A 23,180-nucleotide genomic window follows, 5' to 3' on the forward strand; every position below is an offset into this window, starting at 1 on the left:
GGGAGCAGCACGATGAGCCGATCGCATCACGGTTCCCGGGGCGGGTCGCGCGGCCTCTTCGTCGCCATCGGCGCCGTCCTCGCGGTGGCCACTACGGTCCTGCTGGTGGTGGGGCTCTCCCGCCAGGAGTCCGCCCCGCCCAGCGCGGCGCCCGCCGCGCCGCCGGCGCCCCCGGCCGACGGTGGCGGCGGGCAGGCGGGCGGTGGCGAGGCCGCGCCCGGGGGCAAGGCGGCAGCGCTGGAGGCCTCGCCGCCGCAGCGGATCTCCATACCCTCGCTCCAGGTCTCGTCGTCCCTCGTGGACCTGGGCCAGGACCAGCGCGGCGCCATGGAGACGCCGACCGACCCGGACAAGGCCGGCTGGTACACCCCCGGTCCGACCCCCGGCGCGAAGGGCCCCGCGGTGATCGCCGGTCACGTCACCTGGAACGGCGCGAAGGCGGTGTTCTTCCGGCTCGGCGAGCTCAAGAAGGGTGACGACATCGAGGTCACCCGGAAGGACGGCCGGACGGCGAAGTTCACCGTCGACAAGATCGCCCAGTACCCGAAGAGCAAGTTCCCGACCCTGGAGGTCTACCGGAACATCGATCACGCGGGGCTGCGGCTGATCACCTGCGGCGGGGACTTCGACAAGACGAAGCACCACTACTCGGACAACGTGGTGGTCTACGCGTCCATGACCGGAAACGCCTGAGCAGGCACCGGCCCGGCCCGCGGGGCCCGAGCGGAGGCGACCGGCGACGGCGCCTCCGCTCTGCCGTTCCCGGGCCGCTCCGCTCCGCCGTGTACCGCTCCGCCGTGTTCCGCTCCGCCGTTCGGCCACGCCGCTTCCCCCGGCGCGCCCGCTCCGCCCTGCCGGGCGCGCCGGGCGGGGCTTGGGCGGCCGGCCTCCGGACCCCGCTCCCCGGCGGCGTCTCCGCTCGCCACTTTCCTCCCCGGGGCGGTCGCAGAACAATGGATCGGGTATGGGTCTATTGGGTCGAAAACGTCCCAGGATGGACAGGCGACGATGAGCACACCCGAGGCGGGTCACGGCGCGAGCGCGGACAGCCCGTTCGATGTGGCCCATGCGGCGACCGTGGTGGTGGACTCACGCGGTGTGATCGAACGCTGGAGCCGGGGCGCGCAGACGCTCCTCGGCTACGCCCCGGGGGAGGTCGTGGGCGGCCCGGTCACCGCACTGCTCGCAGTCGGCGGTGAAGCGGGGGACGCCGCCGCGCCCCTCTCCGAGCGGCGTCAGACGGGCGACGGCTGGGAGGCCGTCGCAGCCGTACGCCACCGCGACGGGCACCGGCTGGAGCTGGGGCTGCGGGCCTGCCGGCTCTGGGAGGCGTCCGGCAAGGTCAGCTGGCTGGTCGCGGTCACCGATGTCGTCGGCCTGCGGAGCTGGGAGCGGGACCAGGCGGTCCTGCGGGGTCTGTTCAGCCAGTCCCCGATCGGCATGGCCGTCGTCGACCCCCGGCTGCGGTACCTGGCGATCAATCCGGCCATGGAACGCCTCGACGGGGTGTCCGCGGGGCAGCGGCTGGGGCGGCGGCTCGGGGAGGCCGTCCCCGGTCTCGACGGCGCCGCCCTGGAGCGGGAGGCGCAGCAGGTGCTGGAGACGGGCGAGCCCATGCTCACCTTCCAGCAGCTGACCCCCTCCCCCGCCGACTCCGCCACCCACCCGGGGCGCGACCGCGTCCGGTCCGGTTCGGCCTTCCGGCTCCTGGACCACGCGGGCGAGGTGCTCGGCGTGTGCCACACCGTGCTGGACGTCACCAGCCACTACCGGGCCCGGCAGCGCCTCGACCTGGTCAACGAGGCCAGCGGGAGCATCGGCACCACCCTCGACCTGCAGCACACGGCGCAGGAGCTGGCCGAGGTGCTGGTGCCGCGGGTGGCCGACTTCGTCTCGGTCGACCTGCTGGACGCCGTGGTCCGCGGGCAGGAGCAGCTACCGGGGCCGGTGGCGCCCACCGCGCTGCTGCGCCGGGCGGCGCACCGGTCGGTCCAGGAGGACCTTCCGGAGGCCGTGGTCGAGCCCGGTGAGCAGACGAGCTATGCCCCCGGGTCGGCCCCGGCGCGCTGTCTGGCCACGGGCCGGCCGACCCTGACGCCTGTCGTGGATCTCTCCGCCCCGTGGCTCGCGGAGGACCCGGCACGCGCCGCCAAGATGCGCGAGCTCGGTATCCACTCGGCCCTGGTCATGCCGCTGCAGGCGCGGGGGATCACGATGGGGGTGGCCACGCTCGCCCGGTGGAAGAACCCGGAGTCCTTCGGCGAGGAGGATCTGCTGCTCGTCGAGGAGCTGGTGGCGCGGGCCGCCGTCTGCATCGACAACGCCCGCCGCTACACCCGGGAGCACAACGCGGCCCTGATGCTCCAGCGCAGCCTGCTCCCGCACGACCTGCCGAAACAGAGCGCCGTGGAGGCGGCCTACCGCTATCTGCCGGCCGATGCCCAGGCCGGGGTGGGCGGGGACTGGTTCGACATCATCCCGCTGTCCGGGGCCCGGGTCGCGCTGGTGGTCGGCGATGTCGTCGGCCACGGGCTGCACGCCGCCGCCACCATGGGGCGGCTGCGCACCGCCGTCCACACCCTGGCCGACCTCGACATGCCCCCGGACGAGCTCCTGGCCCACCTCGACGACCTGGTGATCCGGCTGTCGAACGAGGAGGAGGAAGCGATGGGCGACTCGGCCGAGGGGGCCGGCATCGGCGTCATCGGGGCCACCTGCCTGTACGCCATCTACGACCCGGTCTCGCGCAAGTTCACCGTCGCCAGGGCGGGCCACCCCAGCCCCGCCATCGCGCATCTGGTGGAGCCGGTCGAGTTCCCGGCCGTTCCCGCCGGACCGCCGCTCGGGCTCGGGGGCCTGCCGTTCGAGTGCGCGGAGATGGAGCTGGCCGAGGGCAGCGTCGTCGCCTTCTACACCAACGGCCTGATCGAGGCGAGCGACCGGGACGTCGACGTCGGGTTCGAACGGCTGCTCTTCGCGCTGGCCCATCCGGACCGCCCGCTGGAGGAGATCTGCGACACCATGGTCCGTACGGTGCTGCCGGACCGTCCGCGGGACGACGTGGCGTTCCTGATCGCCCGCACCCGGGCGCTGCACGACGACGACGTCGCCTCCTGGGACCTCTCCGACGACCCCGCCATCGTGGCCGAGGCCCGGCACATGACGGGCCGGAAGCTCGCGGACTGGGGGCTGGAGGCCGCGGTGTTCACCACCGAGCTGATCGTCAGCGAGCTGGTGACCAACGCCGTCCGCTACGGCACTCCCCCGATCAGCCTCCGCATCATCCGGGACCGGACGTTGATCTGCGAGGTCTCCGACGGCACCAGCACCTCCCCGCACCTGCGCCGGGCGCGCAGCACGGACGAGGGGGGCCGGGGCCTGTTCCTGGTGGCGCAGTGCGCCCAGCGGTGGGGCACGCGGTACACGGCGGGCGGCAAGACGATCTGGGCGGAGCAGCCGCTGCCGCCCGCACCGGCAGAGCCCAAGGAGGAGTGACCGCTTCGCGCGGCGGGCTCCTCCCGGCTCGGGCGGTCACCGTGCCGTCAGCTGTCAGCCGGCGGGCACCGCGGCCACCGGCGGCTTCCGGAGCAGCAGCAGGGCCGCGTCGTCGCGCAGCCGGCCGCCGACGTGCGCGAGCAGTTCGTCGTGGAGTCCGGACAGGGTCCGGGCGGGCTCCGGCGACACATGGCGGGCGACCCGTTCGGCCAGCGGGTAGAACTCCTGGCGGTGGTTCCGGGCCTCGGTGACCCCGTCGGTGTAGAGCAGCAGCTGGTCGCCGTCGGCGAACGGCAGGACCTGGCGGACCGGCACGTCGTCGGAGAGCCCGCTCAGCCCGAGCGGCGGGGCAGGACGGACGGGGCCGACGGAGACCACGTTGGACTCGCCGACCAGCAGCGGCGGCGCGTGCCCGCAGTTCACCAGCTCCAGGCGGCCCGCACCCGGGTAGCCGGCGACGACCGCGGTCACGAAGTCGTCCGACCCGAGGTTGCGCGCCAGGCTCCGCTCGATCCTGCCGACCACCCCGACGAGGTCCGGCTCGTCGTAGGCGGCCTCGCGGAAGACGCCGAGGACGAGGGCGGCCGTCCCGACGGCGGGGAGGCCCTTGCCCCGGACGTCGCCGACGATCAGCCGCACCCCGTACGGCGTGGGGACGACGGCGTAGAGGTCCCCGCCGATCCGGGCCTCGGCGGCCGCGGCGCTGTAGCGGACGGCCACCTGGAACGGGCCCACGGTCGGGGGCACCGGCCGGAGCAGCGCGTGCTGGGCGGCCTCGGCGACCGAGCGGACGTCGGCGAGCACCTGTTCCCTGCCCCGGCGGCGGGCGCCGGCCAGCGCGCTGGCCAGGGTGACGGCGGCCACCGCGCCCAGCACGAGCAGCTGTTCCCGGATGCCGGGGCCGCCGCTGCGGGCCGCGAGCCCGGCCCCCAGGCCCACGGCCAGCAGGCCGACCCGGATGATGCCCCACGGCGAGCCGGTGACGGCGGCGAGGGCGGGCCCCACGGCGAGCAGCGGCAGCCAGTAGGGGGCCGTTCCGCCGCTGACGAGGCCGAGGAGGGCGACGGCCGTGACGATCAGCAGGGGGAGGCCGGCGGCGAGGTCGTCGGCGCGCAGCCGGGCGCCGAGGGCGGTGGCGCTCCGCCCGGCCGCGCCCACCGCGCGGCGGGCGCGGCCGGGGCCCCCGGTGGCGGGGCGGCGGGTCCGGCCGGGGTCGGGTCCGGCCGCGGCCCGCCACGGCTGCGGGTTGTCGCACTGAGGGCTTCTGGCCTGGCTCATGTCCCTGATGGGCCGCTCTCTCACTCGTGGACGGTCACTGGGGCGGACGGTCGGCAGCCGCAGGTCGTGCGGGGTGCCGTCGCGGTCCGTCCAGCGGAACTGTGCATCCAGAGAACCGGCCGGCGGCCGGGACCGACAAGAGCCGGTTTTTCAGATGGTGAGCGAGAGGGCGCGGCTGACCCGGTTCGCCGTCGACAGCAGCCGGGCCTCGGCGTCCTGGATCCGGGAGAACCGGTCGACCCGGACGGAGACCCCGAGCGAGCCCAGGGTGGTCCCGTCGTGGACGGGCACCGCGGCGCACGCGGTGCCGAGGATGTACTCCTCGCGGTCCAGCACCGCGGCCGGGCGGGCCACCGCCTCCAGGTCGCGGAGGAGCTGCTCGGGACGGGTGATGGTGCGCGGGGTGAGATCGGCGAGGGGGTGCCGGGAGAGGTAGTCGGCGCGCGCCTCCTCGTCCAGGTCCCGCAGGACGCACTTGCCGAGCGCGGTGGCGTGTCCGGCGTCCTCGAACCCGACCCAGAGGTCGACGCGGGGTGCCCGCGGTCCGTCGACGACCTCCACGACGCGGATCTCGCCGTCCTCGTAGAACGTCAGGTAGGCCGCGGCCGACAGCTCGTCCCGCAGCGCGGCGAGCACCGGACGGACCCGGGAGACCAGGGCCTGGCCCCGGCTGCCGGAGTGGAGCGAGTCCAGCCGGTCCCCCAGGACGTAGCCCCCGTCGTCCAGCTTCCGGACGTAACCGTCGTGGGCCAGGGTCCGCAGCAGGTGATAGGTCGTGGCCAGCGGCGTACTCGTCTCCCGGGCCAGCTGTTTGGCCGGCGCGCCGTTCTCGTGTGCACCCACGGCCTCCATGAGACGCATCGCGCGCTGCACGGATGTGATGAGCGTGGGGCTGCTGGGGGGAGAGCCCATACCCCCAGCTTGGGTCAGCGGTGTGACGGAAGCAAGGGCCGTCCGGAGCGGCCGGCGACCAAGGGAACGGGCGGTGCCGGGCCGGTCAGACGACCAGCGGCCGGTCCGCCGGCCGGACGGGCATGGGGAGGGTGGTGGAGCCGGCGAGGTAGCGGTCCACGGCCGCGGCCACGGAGCGCCCCTCGGCGATCGCCCAGACGATCAGCGACTGGCCCCGGCCCGCGTCGCCCGCGGCGAAGACGCCGGGGGCGGTGGTGGCGAAGCCGGTGTCGCGGGCGATGCAGCCGCGGGGGTCGAGCCCGAGTCCGAGCTGGTCGATGAGGCCGGTGTCCCGCTCGGGGCCCGAGAAGCCGAGGGCGAGCAGGACCAGCTGCGCCGGCAGCACCCATTCGGTCCCCGGCTGCGGCCGCCGCTCGGTCGGCTCCACGCCGACCAGGTGCAGCGCGCGGACGTGACCGGTGGCGTCGCCCTCGAAGCGGAGCGTGGCGGAGGAGTAGACCCGGACGTCGCCCTCGGGTCCGGGCACCGGCACGTCGTGGCCGTACCGGTCGGAGCCGCGCAGCAGGGCGAGTTCCCGGCCCTCCTCGTGCGCGGGCGACACCCGGTGCACCTTGGGGTAGGTGGGCCACGGCTGGTCGGGGGTCCGCTCGTCGCCGGCCTGCGGATTGATGTCGAGCTGGACGACGGAGGAGGCGTGCTGCCGCAGCACGGTGCCCAGACAGTCCGCGCCGGTGTCCCCGCCGCCGACGATCACCACGTCCTTGCCCTCCGCGGTGATCGGCGGCTCGGTGAGGTCGCCCTCCTGGACGCGGTTGGCGAGCGGCAGGTACTCCATCGCCTGGTGGATCCCGGCCAGTTCGCGGCCCGGGACCCGCAGTTCGCGGGGCGCGTGCGCGCCGACGGCGACGATCACCGCGTCGTAGCGCTCGGCGAGCCGGGCGGCGTCCATGTCGGTGCCGACCGCGACACCGGTGCGGAACTTGGTTCCCTCCTCCCGCATCTGCTCCAGGCGGAGATCGAGGTGCACCTTCTCCATCTTGAACTCCGGGATGCCGTAGCGGAGCAGCCCGCCGATCCGGTCGTCCCGTTCGTAGACGGCGACCGTGTGCCCGGCCCGGGTGAGCTGCTGGGCGCCGGCGAGTCCCGCCGGACCGGAGCCGACGACGGCGACGGTCTTGCCGGAGAGCCGGTCCGGGGGCCGGGGCGGTACCCGGGCGTGCTCCCAGGCGTGGTCGGCGATGGCGACCTCGACGTTCTTGATGGTGATCGGGTCCGCGTTGATGGCCAGCACGCAGGCGGTCTCGCAGGGGGCCGGGCAGAGGCGGCCGGTGAACTCCGGGAAGTTGTTGGTCGCGTGCAGCCGGTCGCTCGCCGCGTCCCAGTCCTCCCGCGACACCAGCACATTCCACTCGGGGATCAGGTTCCCCAGGGGGCACTCGCTGTGGCAGAACGGGATGCCGCAGTCCATGCAGCGCCCGGCCTGTTCGCTGATGATCGGCAGCAGCCCCTGGCCGACGTAGACCTCGTTCCAGTCCTCGACCCGCTCCGGTACGGGACGGCGGGGGCAGGTGCGGCGGGGGGTGGTCATGAACCCCTGCGGGTCGGCCATGACGGCCTCCAGCACCTGCTCGTCGGCCTCGGTGCGGCACCGGTCCACCGCTCCCGGCCGGAGCGCACCGGCTCACGGCAGGGCGCACGGCGCCGTTCTGCCACCATACGTCGGCTTCTCCCGGATCTCAGCGCGGGAAGCGGCACAGGGAGGTGCCCCGCACGGCTCCGCGCCACCGTCCCCGACCGGCACCGGGCCGGGAGCGGGCGCGCCGCCCGGCCGCTGAAGCACCGGCGGGGAACGGCCACGAGACGATTTTGCCGTCCCTTGAGCATCTCGCGGCCCGGCGCCGTACTTCCTCACAGCCGCCTGTCCTCGTACTTCCTGCGCGCCAACGGGCCGACCACCCGTGGCCGAAAAGGAGGAGCCGCTCGTGTCCGTACAGCAGATCCCGGCACCACCCGTCCTGGTGGAGCCGAGGAAGACCGTGGTGGATGGATCAGTGCGGGAGGTTTCCGTCCCGCCACTGGCTGTACCGCCGGCCCAGGGGAGTCTGGCCGACATCCCGTTCCACAACGCGGCCGAGGCGCCGGACGCCGTGGTGCTCAGCCGGCAGCAGCCGGACGGCAGTTGGCGGGACGTGACCGCCGTGGAGTTCGCCGCCGAGGTGCTCGCCACCGCCAAGGGGCTCGTCGCCCACGGGCTTCAGCCCGGTGACCGGCTCGCCATCATGGCCCGGACGACCTACGAATGGACCCTCCTCGACTTCGCCGCCTGGGCCGCGGGCCTGGTCACCGTCCCCATCTACCCCACCTCCTCGGCCGAGCAGACCCGCTGGATCATCCAGGACGCGGGGGCCGTCGGCTGTGCCGTGGAGGGCGTCGACGAGGCGCTGCTGATCGACGCGGAGCTCGACCGGCTGCCGCACTTCGCTCACCTGTGGCAGTTCGACGCGGGAGCGATCGCGGAGCTCGTGGAGGTGGGGAAGCAGGTCCCCGAGGCCGAGGTGACCGCCCGCCGCGCCCGGCTCTCGCCGGACTCCATCGCCACCCTCCTCTACACCTCCGGCACCACCGGCCGCCCCAAGGGCTGCGCGCTCACCCACGGCAACTTCTTCGCCGAGGTCGACAACGCGATCGAGCTGCTGCACCCGTGCTTCAAGACGGTCTCCGACGAGCCGGCGTCCACGCTGCTCTTCCTGCCGCTCTCCCATGTGTTCGGCCGGATGGTCGCCATCGGCTGCCTGCGGGCGCGGGTCCGGCTCGGTCATGCGCCGAGCATCAAGACGGAGTCCCTGCTCGCCGATCTCGCCGGGTTCCAGCCGACGTTCCTGCTCGTCGTCCCCTATGTGCTGGAGAAGGTCTACAACACCGCGCGGGCGACGGCGGAGAACATGGGCCGCATCGCCTCCTTCGACCGCGCCGCCACCATCGCCCAGCGCTGGGGCGAGGCCCACGAGGCCGAGGAGCACGGCACCGGCCCGGGGCCCGGCCTCACCCTGCGCACCGCCCGGGCCCTGTACGACCCGCTGGTCTACCGGCGGATCCGGGCCGCCCTCGGCGGCAAGGTCCAGTACGCCATCTGCGGCGGCTCCCCGCTCGGCCACCGGCTCGCCGCCTTCTACGCGGGCGCGGGCATCGAGATCTTCGAGGGGTACGGGCTGACGGAGTCGACGGCCGCGGCGACCGTCACGCCCCCGCTCAAACCCCGGCTGGGCACGGTCGGCTGGCCGCTGCCGGGCACCTCGGTGCGGATCGCGGGCGACGGCGAGGTGCTGCTGCGCGGCGGGCAGGTCTTCGCCGGGTACTGGGACTCCTCCCTCGGCGCGGTGGTACCCGCGGCGGTCAGCCCTCCCCCGGTCTGGCCCCCGGCGGGCGACTACGAGTCCGATCCGTGGGCCGACCGGGGGACCTGGTTCGCCACCGGGGACATCGGGTCCCTCGACGACGACGGCTACCTCACGATCACCGGCCGCAAGAAGGAGATCATCATCACCGCGAGCGGCAAGAACGTCGCTCCCGCCCCGCTGGAGGACCGGCTGCGGGCCCACTCGCTGGTGGGCCAGTGCATCGTGATCGGGGACAACCGCCCCTACGTCACGGCCCTGATCACCCTGGACCCCGAGGGGCTCGCCCACTGGCAGGTGATCCACCAGAAGCAGAAGATGACCCGGGACGAGCTGGCCTTCGACCCGGTGCTCTGCGCCGAGATGCAGCAAGCGGTGGCGGACGCCAATGAGTTGGTGTCGAGAGCAGAATCGATTCGCCGCTTCAGCATCCTGCCGGTGGACTTCACCGAGAACAGCGGGCATCTCACGCCCACGATGAAGATCAAACGTGAGGCCGTCGCCCGGGACTTCGAGAAGGAGATCGAGGCCCTGTACGAGCCGTGACGGGCTCCGGCACGGATCGCGTTCCCCTGGGTGCCCGGTCTCTCCGGGACGGCGATCGCCTGCGGATCATGTCCATGGCCGGTCCGCTCCGGGGAGGCCGGCGCCGCGGAGGCCGGGATTCACCGGAGAGGCCGGCGTCACCGGGGCAGAATGGGCCGCATGAAGAAGCCGTCCGCACCTCCCGCCATCGCGGATCGCCTCCCGTCGCCGGAGCGTCCCCGGACGCCGGACGAAGGGTCCGCGCCGGAGCATCCTTCGGCGGCGGACTGGGAGATCGCTCCGGCGGCGCCGGACCACCCGGATGCCGTCGCCGTGCTGTACGCGTACTACGCCGACATCGTCAGCCGGTACTACGGGCGGACCGCCACCGTGGCGGAGACCGAGGCCGCGGTCGCCGAGGACGCACACGACGATCTCGTGCCGCCGACGGGTGTGCTGCTGCTGGCGCGGTGCGGCGGCGTCACCGTCGGCTCGGCCGGTCTGCGGCTGCTCGGCCCGGACACCGCCGAGCTCACCCGGGTGTTCGTGCTCCCCGGGGCCCGCCGCCGGGGCGGTGGTGCGCGGCTGCTGGCCGCCGCCGAACGGACCGCGCGCGGCCTCGGCGCCACCGCGGTACGGCTGGACACCCGTCACGATCTCGTCGAGGCACGCAGTCTCTACGCCCGGCACGGCTATGCCGAGATCCCGGCGTACAACGACGGGCCGTACGCGGAGCACTGGTTCGAGAAGGTGCTGGCCTGACGGCTCCGGCCGGGCCGCCGGCCGTCACCCCTGCGGCGGCCGGTCCCCTACGGCGGTCGGTCACTCCTCCGGCGCCGGCCCCCCTTCCGGCGCCGCCGGCCGCCGGGCGCCACCGCCCACGGAACGGCTCACCCGGGCGCCCAGCGCGTCCAGGTACGCGATCAGCTCCGGCGGGTCGTGCACCTCGAACTCGCAGCCCAGCGCGGCGAGCCGGAACGCCAGCCACTCCAGCGAACCGGCCGCGCTGTGCAGCCGGCAGCTCCGCTCGTCGAGCCGCTCCAGGTCCCCGGGGCTCTCCCCGAGGCGCCCGGCCACGTCCTCCAGCGGCGCGTGGAGCGTCGCCACCGCCCGGTAGCTGGGGGCGAGTTTGCTGAGCTTGTCCGCCGTGTACGCCGCCGCGTCCTCCGCGGGCAGCTCACGCGGCTCGGTGCGGACCCCGGTGGGCTGCGGATCCCGGATCCGGTCCACCCGGAACAGCCGCCAGTCCTCCCGGTCGTTGTCGTAGGCGACCAGGTACCAGCGCCGTCCGGCGGCGACGAGGCGGTGCGGCTCCACCCGGCGCCGGCTCTCCGCGCCGTTGCCCGCCCGGTAGCCGAAGCGCAGCCGCTCCCGGTTGGTGACGGCCGCGGCCAGGACGGTCAGCCGCTCGGGATCGATCGTCGGCCCGTAGCCGAAGCCGGACAGCGGGACGGTGGCGGCGTTCAGGGAGCCCACCCGGTAGCGCAGCCGGGACGGCAGGACCTGTTCGATCTTGGTGAGGGCGCGGACGGCGGCCTCCTCAATGCCGTCCACGGCGTGCCCGGCGGCGGCGCGCAGGCCGACGGAGATGGCCACCGCCTCCTCGTCGTCGAGCAGCAGCGGCGGCATGGCGGTGCCCGCGACCAGGCGGTATCCGCCCACCGACCCTCTCGTCGCCTGGACCGGATAACCGAGCTCCCGCAGGCGGTCGATGTCCCGGCGAATGGTGCGCGGGCTGACCACCAGGCGCTCGGCGAGTTCGCTGCCGGGCCACTCGCGCGGGGTCTGGAGCAGGGAGAGCAGACGGAGCAGACGTGCCGGAGTGTCGGTCATGAGGGCAGCCTGCCACGCATAGCGGACAGCTTCCGTCCTGTTTCCCGACGGTCCGCTGCCCGTCAGGTCTGCTCCCGGGGCACCCCGCTCCCCGGGAGCCGGGCGGCCCGGGGCGGCACCCCGTACTCCGGCAGCCCTGGAGGAGCCGTGCCGCGGGCCGCACCGGACGAGCCGGACGCACCAGACGGGCCGCGGGCTCAGGCCGTGCCGGGCAGCGGGGTGACGGGGGACGGCAGGGCCGCCCGGGGCTGGCTCATGGAGCCGGCGGAGCCGCCGTACAGATACCGCTGGAGGGCCGACTGGAGCCGCTCGACATCCGGGTACGGCCGCACGACGAGCCGCAGGAACTGGCTGCTGCTGCCCAGCTTGTTGCCGCACTCGCGCACGAACAGGTTGTGCTCGTTCAGCAGGTAGTCGCGCAGCTGGACACCGTCCACCCCGTCGGGCAGCTTGACCAGCAGGAAGTTGCCCTGGGAGAGGAAGACCACCAGGCCCGGCAGCCCGGCGAGGGCGAGGGACATGTTGGCGCGGTCGCGGGAGAGCAGGGCCAGGCTCTGCCGGTACTCGGCACCGTACTCCTTGAGCATGAAGACCACGGTCTCGGCGAAGGAGTTGAGGTTCCACTTCGGCAGGGCGTCACGGACCTTGGCCGCGAGGGCGGGATTGGCCACGAGGTAGCCGAATCTGATGCCGTGCAGACCGAAGTTCTTGCCCAGGCTCTTCAGGACGACCACATTCGGGCGGATCGCGGCCTCGTCGGCCACGGAGGCGGAGCGTTCGGCGTCGACGAAGTCGATGAACGACTCGTCGACGATCACCAGGTCCAGGTCCACGAGTTCATCGAGGAACCACAGGATCTGCTGGCGTCTCAGATAGCCCCCGTCGGGGTTGTTGGGGTTGCAGACCACGGCCACCCGGGAGCCGCGCCGCCGGATGAACTCGGCGTACTCCTGGAGGTCGAGGGCGAAGTCCTGCTCCTCGCGGAGCGGGAACATGTCCACGCGCTTCCCGGTCTCCAGCGGCTGGTCGGTCCAGCGTCCGAAGGTGGGGATCGGGATCGCCAGACTCTCCTTCACCAGGAGGTGGTCGATCCAGGTGATCAGCTCCGTGGAGCCGTTGCCCATGGCGACGGTCTGCGGGTTGAGACCGAGCACCCCGCAGAGTTCGGCCGTGATCGTCCCCGCGTCGCTCGGGTAGTACTTCAGGATCGACTCCAGCGCCCCCTGGAGCCGTCCGAACATGTCCGGCGTGGGGAAGTAGGGGTTGCAGGGGATGCAGAAGTCGATCCGCTCTTCCGCCTCCGGCTGCTGGTAGGCGTACGGCGTGGAGAGCTCGGTCCGTTCGGGACGTTCCTGGGCGACGTCCGGCGCCAGGCGGTTGAGCATGGCCCAGGAGGGACTGTGCGCCGTGCTGCGCAGTGCCGCATCGATGGGTTGGGACACGGCTGAACTCCTTCCGGAGCGGCCGCGCGGCATCCGCGGGCCCGCCTCCGAGCTACCGGTGGGGGATGGTTCGTGAAGCAGTGGGCCGGGGACGGGCCCTGCCGCGCCCTGCGTGCCCTCAGAACGGCCGTCGTCGGACGACGGCGAAGACGACCGCCGCGGCGACGGCCAGGACCGCCCCGGCCACACCGGCCATCAGCGGGGAAACGGGCGTGGAGCTCGAATCGGCGGCCGCGGGCTGCGCGGGGGCGGACTCCTGCCGGTCCGCGGCCTGCCGGGAGTCCGCTCCGCTCCCGGTACTCGCCGCGGCCCGGGAGCTCCGTCCGCCCCGGGCGTCCTCGGCGGGCCGGGAATCAGCCGCGCCCGGAGAGCCCTCGTCCGCACCCGCGGCCTCGCGGCCCGTCCCGGCGCCTGCGGCCCCGGCGCCACCCTTGAGGACGACATCGGAGCAGGAGTAGTAGGTGTCCGGGGTGTCGGTGTTCCGCCAGACGGTGTACAGGACATGACGACCCGTCGTCGATGCGGGCAGCTTGCCCCTCAGGTGGTACGCATCACCGTCGAGCTGTGGGTCCCGCGAGGTCAGAAAGGGCTTCCGCTCCAGGTCGTCCCAGGTCAGGGGCGTGGACGGGTCGTAGCCGTCCTTGGTGAGGTAGAGGCTGAAGCTCCCCTGGTGCGGGATGGTGGACCGGTAGGTGAGCGTGAAGTCGTCGCCCGCCTTCAGCGTCGTGGCGGGCCAGTCGCTCCGGGCGATGTCCAGGCCCCGGTAGCCGTCGAGCCCGGCGCTGCACAACGCGCCGTCGGGAATCCTCTGCCGGTCCCGGCCGCGGACGTCGGCCACCCGCAGGTTGTCCCAGTCCTCGAACAGCCGGCCACCGTTGGCCTTCACGGCCGCCGCGCAGGCGGCGGAACGCGCGGCTTCCTCCCCCACCGGACTGCACGCGGCCGCCCGGCTGACCGGATCGGTCGGCGCGCCGTGCGCCGCCGCCGGCCCCGCGGTCACGGCCGTCATCAGGAGCGGAACGCCGCCGACCAGGGCAGCCACAGCGGCATTGCGGTGCACAGTCATCCGCGGGAGACCTCCTTCACCGGTCCGGCGGCAGGTCCGCCTGCGGTGTTATACGGGCCGGTCCCGCTGCGCGTTCACCCGCGCCGGGATGGATGATCAGCGAGCGGCGGAAGCCGCTCCCGCGGCCCCGGCCCCCCGTCGACGGTCCCGTGGAGGCCATGTGCGCAGGCGTCGGACGGACGCGGCGAGGCGCGTCGATAGGGGTGGAGAGGCGAGAGGGGGCGGGGAGGCCCGACCCTCGCCGACAAGGGGCGGCCGGAGAGCGGACCCGCGCAACGCCACAGCAGGGGCGTCCGCGCATGGGTCACCGCACGCCGCGACACCACGGGCCGTCGGAGGCCCCGTGGACGTTCAGCGCCCGGCGCCCCCGGCGCCGAAGCCGGTCTGCTCGGCCCACAGGTGGGTGCAGTTGGGGCACTGCAGGTGGACCAGACTCCCGGAGTTCGCGAGCAGGTAGCGCCAGTGGTCGCGGCAGGTGCGTCCGGCGCGGCAGACACCGCAGTCCCGGTCGTCCCGGCAACGGGGACAGCTCACCCAGGCCCGGCGCCCGATGTCGGCACTGGGATCAAGGGGCAGCACGGCCGTCACCGTCCCGGGGCGGGAGGACACCGGCCTCCACGAGCCTGCGGTAGGTCTCCTCCTGCTGCGCGTCCAGGCCGGAGTACAGCAGCCGGTAGGCGTCCTCCTCGGCCTGCAGCGCCGCTGCCGGATCCCAGTCGTCCCCGAGCGCGGCGACGACCTCCGCCCGGCGGCGTGCCTCTTCGAGGGTGAGGTCGAGCTCGAAGACATGGTGCTCTGCGGTGCTGCGGTCGCTCATGGTGCGCTTCCTGGTCGGCTCACGGACGCGTCCGAGTTGTGTATCAAAGGCGGCCGGACCGAGGAAGCGTCAGCCCGAAGGCGACCATGACAGGGAGATACCGAGCAGTCCACCCACCGCAGTCATTAACGGAAATAAAGGAAATAAAGCGCAGCATTTTGAGAACTATGCCCGTTATGCACGCTTAGTGCCATGTGATGCACTTCACCCCGGTCCGGGCTGCCCGACACCGGTCGACGCCGTTCCGCCCCGTACAGCGGCGCCGTACGGGGCGGTATCCCTCCGGCCTGCCCCCGCGCAGCGGGGGCCCGGGCCGCACCCGGCGGGCCGGCCGGTCCGGGCGTCCGGGCGGTGCTCCGCCTCCGGCCGGAGACGGCGGCGGAGCCCGGTGTCAGCCGCAGCGGCGGCCGGTGTTGATGCAGGAGACGGCCTGACGCATCAGGCGGCCCGACATCACATTGATGAAGTCCCCGTGGTCCGTCACCGGCTGGTGCAGCTGCTCGGGGAAGCTGTCCACGGCGAAGACCGAGCCCGGCTTCACGTTGTACGTGATGCGCTGCACCAGCTGCGGAATGGCCCGGAAGCCGGCCTGGCAGGAACCGTCGGAGCGCGCGAAGGCCACATGCGTGCGGTGGTTGGCGCTGTCGATGTTGCGACCGTCCCAGCAGCTCTGGAAGTTAAAGGTCCGCACCACCTTGCTGCCCGAGGGGCAGAGCGGGTACTTGTTCTTGAGCTGGCGGTTCTCGAAGCCGGTGCAGCTCCAGGAGGCGTTGGCGTTGGCCGGGCCGTTGGTGAAGGCCTTGGCGTCACCGGTGATGATGCGCAGGAAGCGGGGCATGGCCGCGACCTTGGCGGTGGGGTTCCCCTTGAACGTCAGCTTCACCGAGGCCGGCTGCAGGATCTTGCCCACGTTGCCGTCCTGCCCGCCGCCCGGGGCGTTCGCGTCGGCTTCCCGTTGGCCGTCGCGCAGCCGCAGCACGGGCCAGTAGTGGGTGGAGCGGTCCCCGTTGCTGCACGTGGTGCCGGCCGCGGCCAGGCCCTCGTTGCTGGAGAAGGCATCGGTGTCCAGGTTGCCGACGTAGTCGTGCATGTGATGGGCACCGTTGCTCACACCGGGCGCGACGATGACGTTGTCCGGGTTGAAGTGCTTGTTCTCGTTGCGTCCGCAGCGTGAACGGAACGTGCCCACCGAGGCGTTCCCGCCGGCCCGGGGCTTCGCCACGTTCGGGCGCACCGAGCGGATGTCGACGAAGTCGGAGCGGCGCGGGCCCGCGGCCTGTGCCTGCCCCTGCTGCGGCGCCTGTGTCTGGCCCTGCTGCGGCGCCTGCGTCTGACCCTGCGCCGGGTTCTGTGCCGCGCCGTCCCCGGCCTGCGCGGCAGTGCTCTCCTGCTTGACCGTGCACTTCACCATGGAGTTCAGCCAGTCGGGCCGCTTCCCCACGCGGTCGACCTCGGCGACGATCCGGTCCATGGTGGTGCGCCGCTGGTCCGTCAGCGGCCGCAGCACGGAGTCGTCCACCTTCTGCTGTCCGGCCTTCGCCCCCCACGAGGCCCAGCGCTTGTAGGCGTTCGCCACCTGGGTGTCCAGCTGCGCGAGCTGGGCGTCCACCACGGGACGGGCCCGCTCGGGCACCTGCGAGAGCCGCTCCGCCACATCAGGGCAGTCGATGGTGGCCAGCCGCTGGGCGGCCTGTGCCGACGGAGCGGCGTTCGCTCCGGATCCGGCGGAGGCATTGCTGGTCACCAGGAAGATGCCCCCTCCCCCCAGTGCCAGCGCGGTCACCGCGGCGACCGTCGTGCCGATGACACGAGAACGTCTGTGGCCCTTGTTCTTCACGGGGCCCCTTTCCGATGGTCGTTCCTCGCCGCGGGCAGGCCCCCGATAGGCGCCCCGGCCGGATACGCAAAGGGCCCTCCGTCCGGTCCCACACGCCCGGCCTGCGAGAACGGGCTGTGCGTCATCGCGGGCGGAACGCGTTTCACCCGGAAGGAAGGCTCAACGCACAGGGGGATACGGACGGCGGCAGGGGTGTGTTCAACGGCGCCGGAAAGAATTTCGAGAAGATTTCACGGAGTTGCGGCAGACACGTCGAACCCGGTCGGTGAAGGGCCGTCGCCGCCTCCCGGGGCCTCCGCCGGACAGAGGCGATCGGCGGCGCGCCCGCGGACCTCCCCGAGCGGTGCCCGGCGGGCCTACTCGGCGCTCTGCCGGTGGCGCTTGCCGCCCGTCCGGAACGCGTGGATGACGTGCCCCTGCTCCTGGGCCACCTGCATCGCGGACTCCCAGGACAGCGCCCGGCCGCCGACGGCGAACAGCGGCCCCTCCTCCCGGTCTCCGATGAGCTCGCCGAGCAGCCCGGCGGCACGCTCGCTGAAGTCGACCTCACCGGCCGGCTGGTTCCCGCGCGAGGAGGTGGTCACTTCGCGCTCCGTGAGGTGGACGTCCCGGACGTCGAGGGCGAGCAGATCGAGGACCCGCAGATCGCCCTCCCACAGGAGCAGCCACAGGGCACGGTGCACCGTGGCGATGGAGTCGTCGGCAAGAAGTGTTTCCAGCCGTTCGAGGGTGATTGTTTCGGCCATCAGCGTCATGCCGGAGCAGTATGCCGTCGAGTCCTGGGCCAGGCATAGGGCTGGACGTGAACGGTGGCCGACGTCTCGGTGCGGTAGTGGCGGCACCTCTGCTCCGGACCGGTCCGGGGGAATGCAGGGCACCGGGCACGGGACGGATCACGGACAGCCGTCGCCGCCCGTGATCCGTTCGGTGGTCCCTCCCGGGGATGTCCGTTCGGGTCCTGGCGGCTCACGCACCCACCGGACCCGAACGCACGGGCCTACCGGTTCCGTTCACCCTCCGGGGCCCGGGTCACCCGGAACTCCCGGATGCCGGGATGCTGCTTCGGGCTCGCGCCGCGCACCTCGATACGGGTGTAGCGGGCCACGGCCGGCTTCGCGAGGTCGCCCGGCTTCCCGTCGGCGAAGGCGACCGGGCGCCAGTGCCGTCCGTCCAGCGAGGTCAGCACCCGGTGGGACGCAGGGGCACGGCCCGCCCAATCGGCGGAGATCCGGGAGATCCGGGCCGGCCGGCCGAGGTCGGTGGTCAGCGCGCCGCGCGCGCCGTTCGCCACCCAGGCGGTGGCCGCGTTGCCGTCCACCGCGGCGTTGGCGTACTGCCCCGGCTCCTCGGAGCCGGACTTCGCCGTCCGGCAGCGTGCCAGATTGTCCGTCGGGGTCAGATCGGGCCGCCGGGTCTTCAGGACCGCCGGCGCCCCGGCACTCACCACCTGCGGACCCTGCCGCGTCTCCACGGTGAACGGCTCACCGCGGGTCAGCCGGACGGTCGTGTGCTCCGGGCCGATGGCCACGTCATAGGTACGGCCCTGCCAGCGCAGCCCCCGCAGGGTCACGCCGTCCGACAGCTGCGGCGGGAGCGTCGGATCCAGGTGCACCCGGTCGGCACGCCAGCGCAGCCCCGCCAGGCCTCCGGTGAAGGTCTGCAGGAAGCCTCCCTTGCCGGTCAGGAAGTCCTGGGCGGGCGAGCCCGCGAGCGGGTCCTCGGCGCCGGCCTTCTCCCCGCGCGCCTCGGAGAACAGGGAGAACGGGCCACGGACGAAGGGCTTGATGGAGCGCTTCAGATAGGTGTGGACCGAACATCCGGGCTCACCGATGGCCGCCGCGTCGATCGCGTGCACGGAGTCGGTCATGGCGGGACCGTCGGGGTCGGTGTGCGCGGCGTAGTAGTCGAGCGTGCGGGAGGCCGCGCCCCGGGGCATCGGCCACTCGAGCGGGTACATCAGCAGCACGGTGTCGGCCTGCTTGATCTTCGAGCCCTGGTATCCCGCGTACTGCCGGAAGATCTTGCGGTCCTTGTCGTACGGGATGCGCAGGCCGTCGGCAAAGGCGGACCACTCGCGCGGCGCGGACCGGCCCAGCAGCCGGGCGGCCTTGCCGGCGTTCCGCAGCGCGGTGGCCGCGCCGGCGTTGGTGAACACCCCGTCGTCGACACCGTTGCTGTACTCGTCCGGCCCGGCGACGTTCTTCAGGGAGTAGCTGCCGTCACCGTTCCTGCTCGCCCGGCCCGCCCAGAAGTCGGCGATGCCCTTGAGCATCGGCCAGCCACGGGTGCGCAGCCAGTCCCGGTCGCCGGTCTGCAGGTAGTACTGCCAGACGGCGAGGGCGATGTCGCTCTGCAGATGGATCTGCGTGCGGCAGTGCGGCGGGTCGACGCTGTGGCACTCCGACGCCAGGTCGCCCTTGCTGCCACTGGTCCAGGCGTAGAACAGCCCCTGCTGACCGAGCTTCCGGGCGTTGGCGCGGGCGCCCGGCATGGTCCGGTAGCGGTACTCCAGGACCGACTCGGCCAGTTTCGGATGGGATGCCAGCAAGCTGGGGAACATCCAGGTCTCGGCGTCCCAGAACTTCAGCCCGGCGTAGTTGTCGCTGGTCAGCCCGGTGGGGCCGATGCTGTTCGGCGAGCCGCGGCGGACGCTGGACAGCAGTCCGTACTGGCTCGCCCGCAGCCAGCGCTGGAGTTGGGGGCGGCCGGGCACCTCGATGTCGCTGCGCCACAGCGCGCGCCAGGCCGTGCTGTGGTCGGCGAAGAGCTGCCGCCAGCCCCGGCCGGCGGCGCGGTGCGAGGCCCGCGCCGCGTCCTTCCCGGGCGCCCGGGAGGTCAGTTCGGTGTCGACGCCGACGTACTTGGTGAACTCGTAGCTGCGTCCGGCGCGGAACCGGAAGTCCAGGGACTGGCGGGCGGTGAGCCCCTTGCCGGCGCGGGTGCGGTCGTGGACCCGTACTCCCGGGCCGTGGCGCAGCGTGGAGACGAGCGCACCGTCGACGCGGGTGCCGTCGGTCCGGAAGCCGACACCGACCGGTCCCCGGCCGTCCCGCCCGTCGCCGACCGGGCCGGCGGTCGCGGACATCCGCCGCGCCCCGCGCCCGTCGAGCACATCCGTGACGGTGGCGTCGCCCTTCCAGTGCGGGGTGACCCGCAGCCGTACCGCACCGACATGGGCGTTGCGCCGGTCGGCGACGACGTCCTGCACCAGGTCCATGGCACGGCCGTCCCGGGTGGTCCAGGTCAGCGAGGTGCGGACGAGACCGCAGCGGAGGAACACGGTCTGCCGGTAGTGCGAGATCCGGTCGGCCGGTGTTGAGGAGTTGAAGGTATCCCCTCCGGCCGAGACCGTCATCCCGGACCAGGTCGGAAGCGCCGCGACGGCCTGCCGGTTCTCCGCGGTCTTCTTGTTGTGGGCGTAGAGCCCCGCGACGAAGGCCCCGTCGTAGCGCGGGGTGAACAGCGGCCAGCCGGTCTTCTCGCCGGTGCCCGCGTAGCCGGTGCCGGCAGGCGGCAGACTCTGCCCGAGATAGCCGTTGCCCACGTAGGCGTGGTGCCCCCGGCGCGGATCGAACCGCGAGGAGGTGAGCGACCAGCCCGGCTCCCGCCCTGCTGCGTCGGCGGCCCCGGCGGACGCGGAACCGCCCGCGGAACCGGCCCGGCCGGCGCCGGTCCGCGCGGCGGCGCCGGAAGCGGATCCCGGTCCGGCGGCACAGGATCGCCCGCCGTTCCGCGACGGGGCGGGGCGGTCGGTCACGGCGGCGGAGACGGGCTGTACCGCGCCGAGCAGACCGCAGGTGACGAGGAGGACGGTGGGCCGGACGAAGCGGCGGGGTCCTGCGGCGCGGTCGTCCCGCCCTGGTGGCTGCATCGATCGATCTCCGTTCCGGCGCGCCGGTCGTCGGGCCATGTCCAAAGGTTCAGCGACGATAAAAGAGCTGAACGGAGAGGGTCAACAGATGTAAATCCACCTTCACAAGTTGAACGACATTCATGGTGCTTGGGCACGGCCGTCGGCATCGGCGGGTGTGCCGGCGGGCCCGGCGGGTGTGCCGGCGGACTCGGGTGATCGAGGACGGAGACCGTCCGAGAACGGCTCGATCCGGCGGTGAACCGGCCGGTTCGGGAGGGCGTCGCGCGGCAGAATCAGGGGCAGAGAAGCGAAGGCGCCACTCGACCCGAGAGGATTCCCGTGAGTCTGTACGACATTCCGCTGCGCACCCTGGCCGGCGACCCCGTCTCCCTCGCCGATCACAAGGGGGACGTACTGCTCATCGTCAATGTGGCCTCGCAGTGCGGCCTGACCCCGCAGTACGAGGGGCTGGAGCAGTTGCAGCAGCGCTACGCCGGCCGCGGGTTCACGGTGCTGGGGTTCCCCTGCAACCAGTTCGCCGGCCAGGAGCCCGGCACCGCCGAGGAGATCCGCACCTTCTGCTCGACCACCTACGGCACGAGCTTCCCGCTGTTCGAGAAGACCGAGGTCAACGGCGAGAACCGGCACCCGCTCTACGCGGAGCTGACCCGCGCCGAGGACGCCTCCGGCGAGGCCGGGGACATCCAGTGGAACTTCGAGAAGTTCCTCGTCTCTCCGGCGGGTTCGGTCGTGGGGCGGTTCCGTCCGCGGACCGAGCCCGGCTCCGACGAGCTCGTGGAGTCGATCGAGGCCCATCTCCCCCGCTGACCGCATCCGCTGAACCGGCGGCGCCGAAGCGGCTGACGTCCGGCGGGAGCGCCACTCGCCGGATCCGGCGCGACGACCGGACACCCGGAACCGGCCGGGGCACCCGGGCGGATGACCCGCCCCGGACGCACCGAGCCTCGGGCACCCGCAGAAGGTGCCCGAGGCTTCAGTGTGGGGAAGGGAGGCCGGAACCGGCCGCCCCGCTACGGCTGTTCGACGCCGGCCTCGGCACCGCCGTCCGCGGCCGCACCGCCGTCGGCAGCCGCACCGCCCGCGGCGGCACCGGCATCGCCACCGGCAGCGCCCTCCTCGGCACCGCCCCCGGCGCCGCCCTCCTCCGCGCCACCGGCGGCACCGGCACCCGCGTCGGCGCCACCCGCACCGGCGGCACCGTCATCGGCACCGCCCGCGCCGGCACCGCCGTCGGCCGCACCGCCGCCGCCCGCGCCGATCTCGGCACCGGTGGCCTTGAGCGCGTCGGTGACCGGCATGAAGAAGGTCTCGCCGCCCTGGGTGCAGTCGCCGCTGCCGCCGGAGGTCAGACCCACCGCGGAGTCCTTGGAGAACATCGAGCCGCCACTGTCGCCCGGCTCGGCGCAGACATCGGTCTGGATCAGGCCGTTGACGATGTCGCCGTTGCCGTAGTTCACGGTGGCGTCGAGGCCGGTGACCGTGCCGTCGCTGGTGCCGGTGGTGCTGCCGCTCCGGGTCACCTTCATGCCGACACTCGCCTCGGCGGCCTTGGTGATCTCCTGCTTGCTGCCGTTCTGCAGGTCGACGGAGCTCTCCGGCTTGGCATTCGCGTCGTCGTACTTCACCAGGGCGAAGTCGTTCTCCGGGAACTTCGAGTCCGCGACCGTTCCGAGGGCCTGCTGTCCGCCCTGGTCGGAGGTCCACTTCTCCGACTCGTTGCCGCAGTGGCCCGCGGTGAGGAACGCGGGCGCGCCCTGCACCTCGACGTTGAAGCCGAGGGAGCACCGGGAGCCGCCGCCGAAGATCGCGTCACCGCCCTGGAGCCCCTCACCGGCCGCCGCGCCGCCGGCGTCACCACCGGCACCGCCCGCACCGGCATCGCCTGCGCCACCGGCGCCCGCGTCACCGGCACCCCCGGCACCCGCATCGCCCGCGCCACCGGCACCGGCACCGGCACCGGCGTCACCGGCACCGCCCGCACCCGCGTCGCCGGCCCCACCGGCACCGGCGTCACCCGCACCCGCGTCACCCGCGCCACCGGCGGCGGCACCGGGGTCGGCCGCCCCGCCCGCCCCGCCGGCCGCCGCGGGGTCCTCACCCTCGAACTTCTTGAACTCCCCGGCGGAGCGCTTGACGCTCACCATGCCGCCCATGCCGTCCACGGCCTGGTTGAGGGTGGCCATCTTCGCGCCGGTGACCGTCCGGTCGGCGATGACCGAGACCTTGTTGGTCTTCGGATCGATCGACCACGCGGTGCCGGGCACCGAAGCCTTGTCACCGAGGGTCCGGGTGGCGGCCTTCAGCTCCGATGTGCTGTTCTCCACGATCTTCGCCACGGCGCCCTTGGCGCGCACGCTCTCCGCGGACTCCTCGTCCAGCACGTTCATCACGAGCCGCTCGGACTTGGCGTCGAAGTACCAGCCCGCCGCGTCCTTGCCGAGGTCCGAGGCGAGCGTGGTGCCGAGCTCCGCGGCCGCCGGGCCCGCGAAGGTCCGCGGGGTCGCGCTCTTGTCCTGGCTCGCGTTGGCGTTGGGGAGCAGGATGGCAGCTGCTGCGACGGCGACCGCGCCTGCCCCGACCATGGCGCCAGTCCGCTTGCTTACACGTCGGTGGTTCAACTCACTGACCTCCAGTGGGGGCGGGCCGTCTTACGGGGACGCGGCCCGGCTCGTGCGAGAACTGGTGCGCGAGACCGCTGAACTGGTC

At 73.1% G+C, this 23,180-nt stretch carries 17 protein-coding genes; 5 read left to right on the forward strand and 12 right to left on the reverse strand.

What is annotated here, in order from left to right; genetic code table 11:
* The first annotated feature begins 12 nt into the window (after positions 1-12).
* Positions 13-693: a class F sortase gene (locus ACFYYR_RS06365; protein ID WP_388847547.1), complete on the forward strand. Its 681-nt coding sequence runs from the start codon at positions 13-15 to the stop codon at positions 691-693.
* A 315-nt stretch (positions 694-1,008) separates the two neighbouring features.
* Positions 1,009-3,495 carry a SpoIIE family protein phosphatase gene (locus ACFYYR_RS06370; protein WP_388847549.1) on the forward strand — a complete coding sequence of 829 codons (2,487 nt, stop codon included), beginning with the start codon at positions 1,009-1,011 and terminating at the stop codon, positions 3,493-3,495.
* Positions 3,496-3,549: 54 nt separating this feature from the next.
* Here the strand turns inward: ACFYYR_RS06370 and ACFYYR_RS06375 are convergent, their stop codons facing one another.
* The 3 genes from ACFYYR_RS06375 to ACFYYR_RS06385 all read right to left on the reverse strand — a co-directional run bounded on the left by ACFYYR_RS06375 (position 3,550) and on the right by ACFYYR_RS06385 (position 7,294).
* The gene (locus tag ACFYYR_RS06375) at positions 3,550-4,578 is read right to left on the reverse strand and encodes a PP2C family protein-serine/threonine phosphatase (RefSeq protein ID WP_388848126.1); all 1,029 of its coding nucleotides are present in this window, start codon (positions 4,576-4,578) and stop codon (positions 3,550-3,552) included.
* Between the two features lie 345 nt (positions 4,579-4,923).
* Positions 4,924-5,685 carry an IclR family transcriptional regulator gene (locus ACFYYR_RS06380; RefSeq protein ID WP_388847551.1) on the reverse strand — a complete coding sequence of 254 codons (762 nt, stop codon included), beginning with the start codon at positions 5,683-5,685 and terminating at the stop codon, positions 4,924-4,926.
* Positions 5,686-5,770: 85 nt separating this feature from the next.
* A complete protein-coding gene (locus tag ACFYYR_RS06385) occupies positions 5,771-7,294 on the reverse strand; it encodes a glutamate synthase subunit beta (RefSeq protein WP_388848129.1) in 1,524 nt (507 codons plus the stop codon).
* Between the two features lie 373 nt (positions 7,295-7,667).
* Between ACFYYR_RS06385 and ACFYYR_RS06390 the strand changes: the two genes are divergently transcribed.
* Both ACFYYR_RS06390 and ACFYYR_RS06395 read left to right on the forward strand, forming a co-directional pair.
* The gene (locus tag ACFYYR_RS06390) at positions 7,668-9,626 is read left to right on the forward strand and encodes an AMP-dependent synthetase/ligase (protein ID WP_388847553.1); all 1,959 of its coding nucleotides are present in this window, start codon (positions 7,668-7,670) and stop codon (positions 9,624-9,626) included.
* Between the two features lie 159 nt (positions 9,627-9,785).
* Positions 9,786-10,367, forward strand: a complete 582-nt coding sequence (locus tag ACFYYR_RS06395; RefSeq protein WP_388847555.1) for a GNAT family N-acetyltransferase — start codon at positions 9,786-9,788, stop codon at positions 10,365-10,367.
* A 60-nt stretch (positions 10,368-10,427) separates the two neighbouring features.
* Here the strand turns inward: ACFYYR_RS06395 and ACFYYR_RS06400 are convergent, their stop codons facing one another.
* From ACFYYR_RS06400 to ACFYYR_RS06435, 8 genes are all read right to left on the reverse strand, one after another.
* Entirely contained in the window at positions 10,428-11,438 is a 1,011-nt protein-coding gene (locus ACFYYR_RS06400; protein ID WP_388847557.1) for a helix-turn-helix transcriptional regulator, read from the reverse strand.
* A gap of 197 nt (positions 11,439-11,635) precedes the next feature.
* Positions 11,636-12,880: a pyridoxal phosphate-dependent aminotransferase gene (locus ACFYYR_RS06405; protein ID WP_388847559.1), complete on the reverse strand. Its 1,245-nt coding sequence runs from the start codon at positions 12,878-12,880 to the stop codon at positions 11,636-11,638.
* A gap of 118 nt (positions 12,881-12,998) precedes the next feature.
* A complete protein-coding gene (locus tag ACFYYR_RS06410; protein WP_388847561.1) occupies positions 12,999-13,946 on the reverse strand; it encodes a lytic polysaccharide monooxygenase in 948 nt (315 codons plus the stop codon).
* 351 nt (positions 13,947-14,297) lie between these two features.
* Positions 14,298-14,525, reverse strand: coding sequence for a hypothetical protein (locus ACFYYR_RS06415; protein ID WP_388847563.1), 228 nt, complete (start codon positions 14,523-14,525; stop codon positions 14,298-14,300).
* Complete coding sequence (locus ACFYYR_RS06420) at positions 14,512-14,763, reverse strand: DUF6400 family protein (protein ID WP_388847565.1); 252 nt, start codon at positions 14,761-14,763, stop codon at positions 14,512-14,514. The genes ACFYYR_RS06415 and ACFYYR_RS06420 overlap by 14 nt, the downstream gene beginning before the upstream one ends.
* Positions 14,764-15,154: 391 nt before the next feature.
* On the reverse strand, positions 15,155-16,600 hold the full coding sequence (locus ACFYYR_RS06425) for a DUF1996 domain-containing protein (protein ID WP_388847567.1): 1,446 nt from the start codon (positions 16,598-16,600) through the stop codon (positions 15,155-15,157).
* Between the two features lie 356 nt (positions 16,601-16,956).
* Positions 16,957-17,355: a hypothetical protein gene (locus ACFYYR_RS06430; RefSeq protein ID WP_388847569.1), complete on the reverse strand. Its 399-nt coding sequence runs from the start codon at positions 17,353-17,355 to the stop codon at positions 16,957-16,959.
* A 242-nt stretch (positions 17,356-17,597) separates the two neighbouring features.
* Positions 17,598-20,471, reverse strand: a complete 2,874-nt coding sequence (locus tag ACFYYR_RS06435; RefSeq protein ID WP_388847571.1) for a discoidin domain-containing protein — start codon at positions 20,469-20,471, stop codon at positions 17,598-17,600.
* A gap of 321 nt (positions 20,472-20,792) precedes the next feature.
* Here ACFYYR_RS06435 and ACFYYR_RS06440 point away from each other — a divergent pair, with 321 nt between their 5' ends.
* Complete coding sequence (locus ACFYYR_RS06440; protein ID WP_388847573.1) at positions 20,793-21,281, forward strand: glutathione peroxidase; 489 nt, start codon at positions 20,793-20,795, stop codon at positions 21,279-21,281.
* Positions 21,282-21,484: 203 nt separating this feature from the next.
* Here the strand turns inward: ACFYYR_RS06440 and ACFYYR_RS06445 are convergent, their stop codons facing one another.
* Positions 21,485-23,056: a S1 family peptidase gene (locus ACFYYR_RS06445; RefSeq protein WP_388847575.1), complete on the reverse strand. Its 1,572-nt coding sequence runs from the start codon at positions 23,054-23,056 to the stop codon at positions 21,485-21,487.
* Between the last annotated feature and the right edge of the window lie 124 nt (positions 23,057-23,180).

The organism is Streptomyces sp. NPDC001922 (assembly GCF_042891165.1).
GTDB lineage: Bacteria > Actinomycetota > Actinomycetes > Streptomycetales > Streptomycetaceae > Streptomyces.

Bases quoted from the DNA above. Each gene is read 5' to 3' on its own strand.
- ACFYYR_RS06380 (WP_388847551.1), bottom strand. From the start codon at position 5,685: ATGGGCTCTCCCCCCAGCAGCCCCACGCTCATCACATCCGTGCAGCGC.
- ACFYYR_RS06385 (WP_388848129.1), bottom strand. From the start codon at position 7,294: ATGGCCGACCCGCAGGGGTTCATGACCACCCCCCGCCGCACCTGCCCC.
- ACFYYR_RS06445 (WP_388847575.1), bottom strand. From the start codon at position 23,056: ATGGTCGGGGCAGGCGCGGTCGCCGTCGCAGCAGCTGCCATCCTGCTC.
- ACFYYR_RS06430 (WP_388847569.1), bottom strand. From the start codon at position 17,355: ATGACGCTGATGGCCGAAACAATCACCCTCGAACGGCTGGAAACACTT.
- ACFYYR_RS06410 (WP_388847561.1), bottom strand. From the start codon at position 13,946: ATGACTGTGCACCGCAATGCCGCTGTGGCTGCCCTGGTCGGCGGCGTT.
- ACFYYR_RS06395 (WP_388847555.1), top strand. From the start codon at position 9,786: ATGAAGAAGCCGTCCGCACCTCCCGCCATCGCGGATCGCCTCCCGTCG.
- ACFYYR_RS06435 (WP_388847571.1), bottom strand. From the start codon at position 20,471: ATGCAGCCACCAGGGCGGGACGACCGCGCCGCAGGACCCCGCCGCTTC.
- ACFYYR_RS06365 (WP_388847547.1), top strand. From the start codon at position 13: ATGAGCCGATCGCATCACGGTTCCCGGGGCGGGTCGCGCGGCCTCTTC.
- ACFYYR_RS06370 (WP_388847549.1), top strand. From the start codon at position 1,009: ATGAGCACACCCGAGGCGGGTCACGGCGCGAGCGCGGACAGCCCGTTC.
- ACFYYR_RS06400 (WP_388847557.1), bottom strand. From the start codon at position 11,438: ATGACCGACACTCCGGCACGTCTGCTCCGTCTGCTCTCCCTGCTCCAG.
- ACFYYR_RS06420 (WP_388847565.1), bottom strand. From the start codon at position 14,763: ATGAGCGACCGCAGCACCGCAGAGCACCATGTCTTCGAGCTCGACCTC.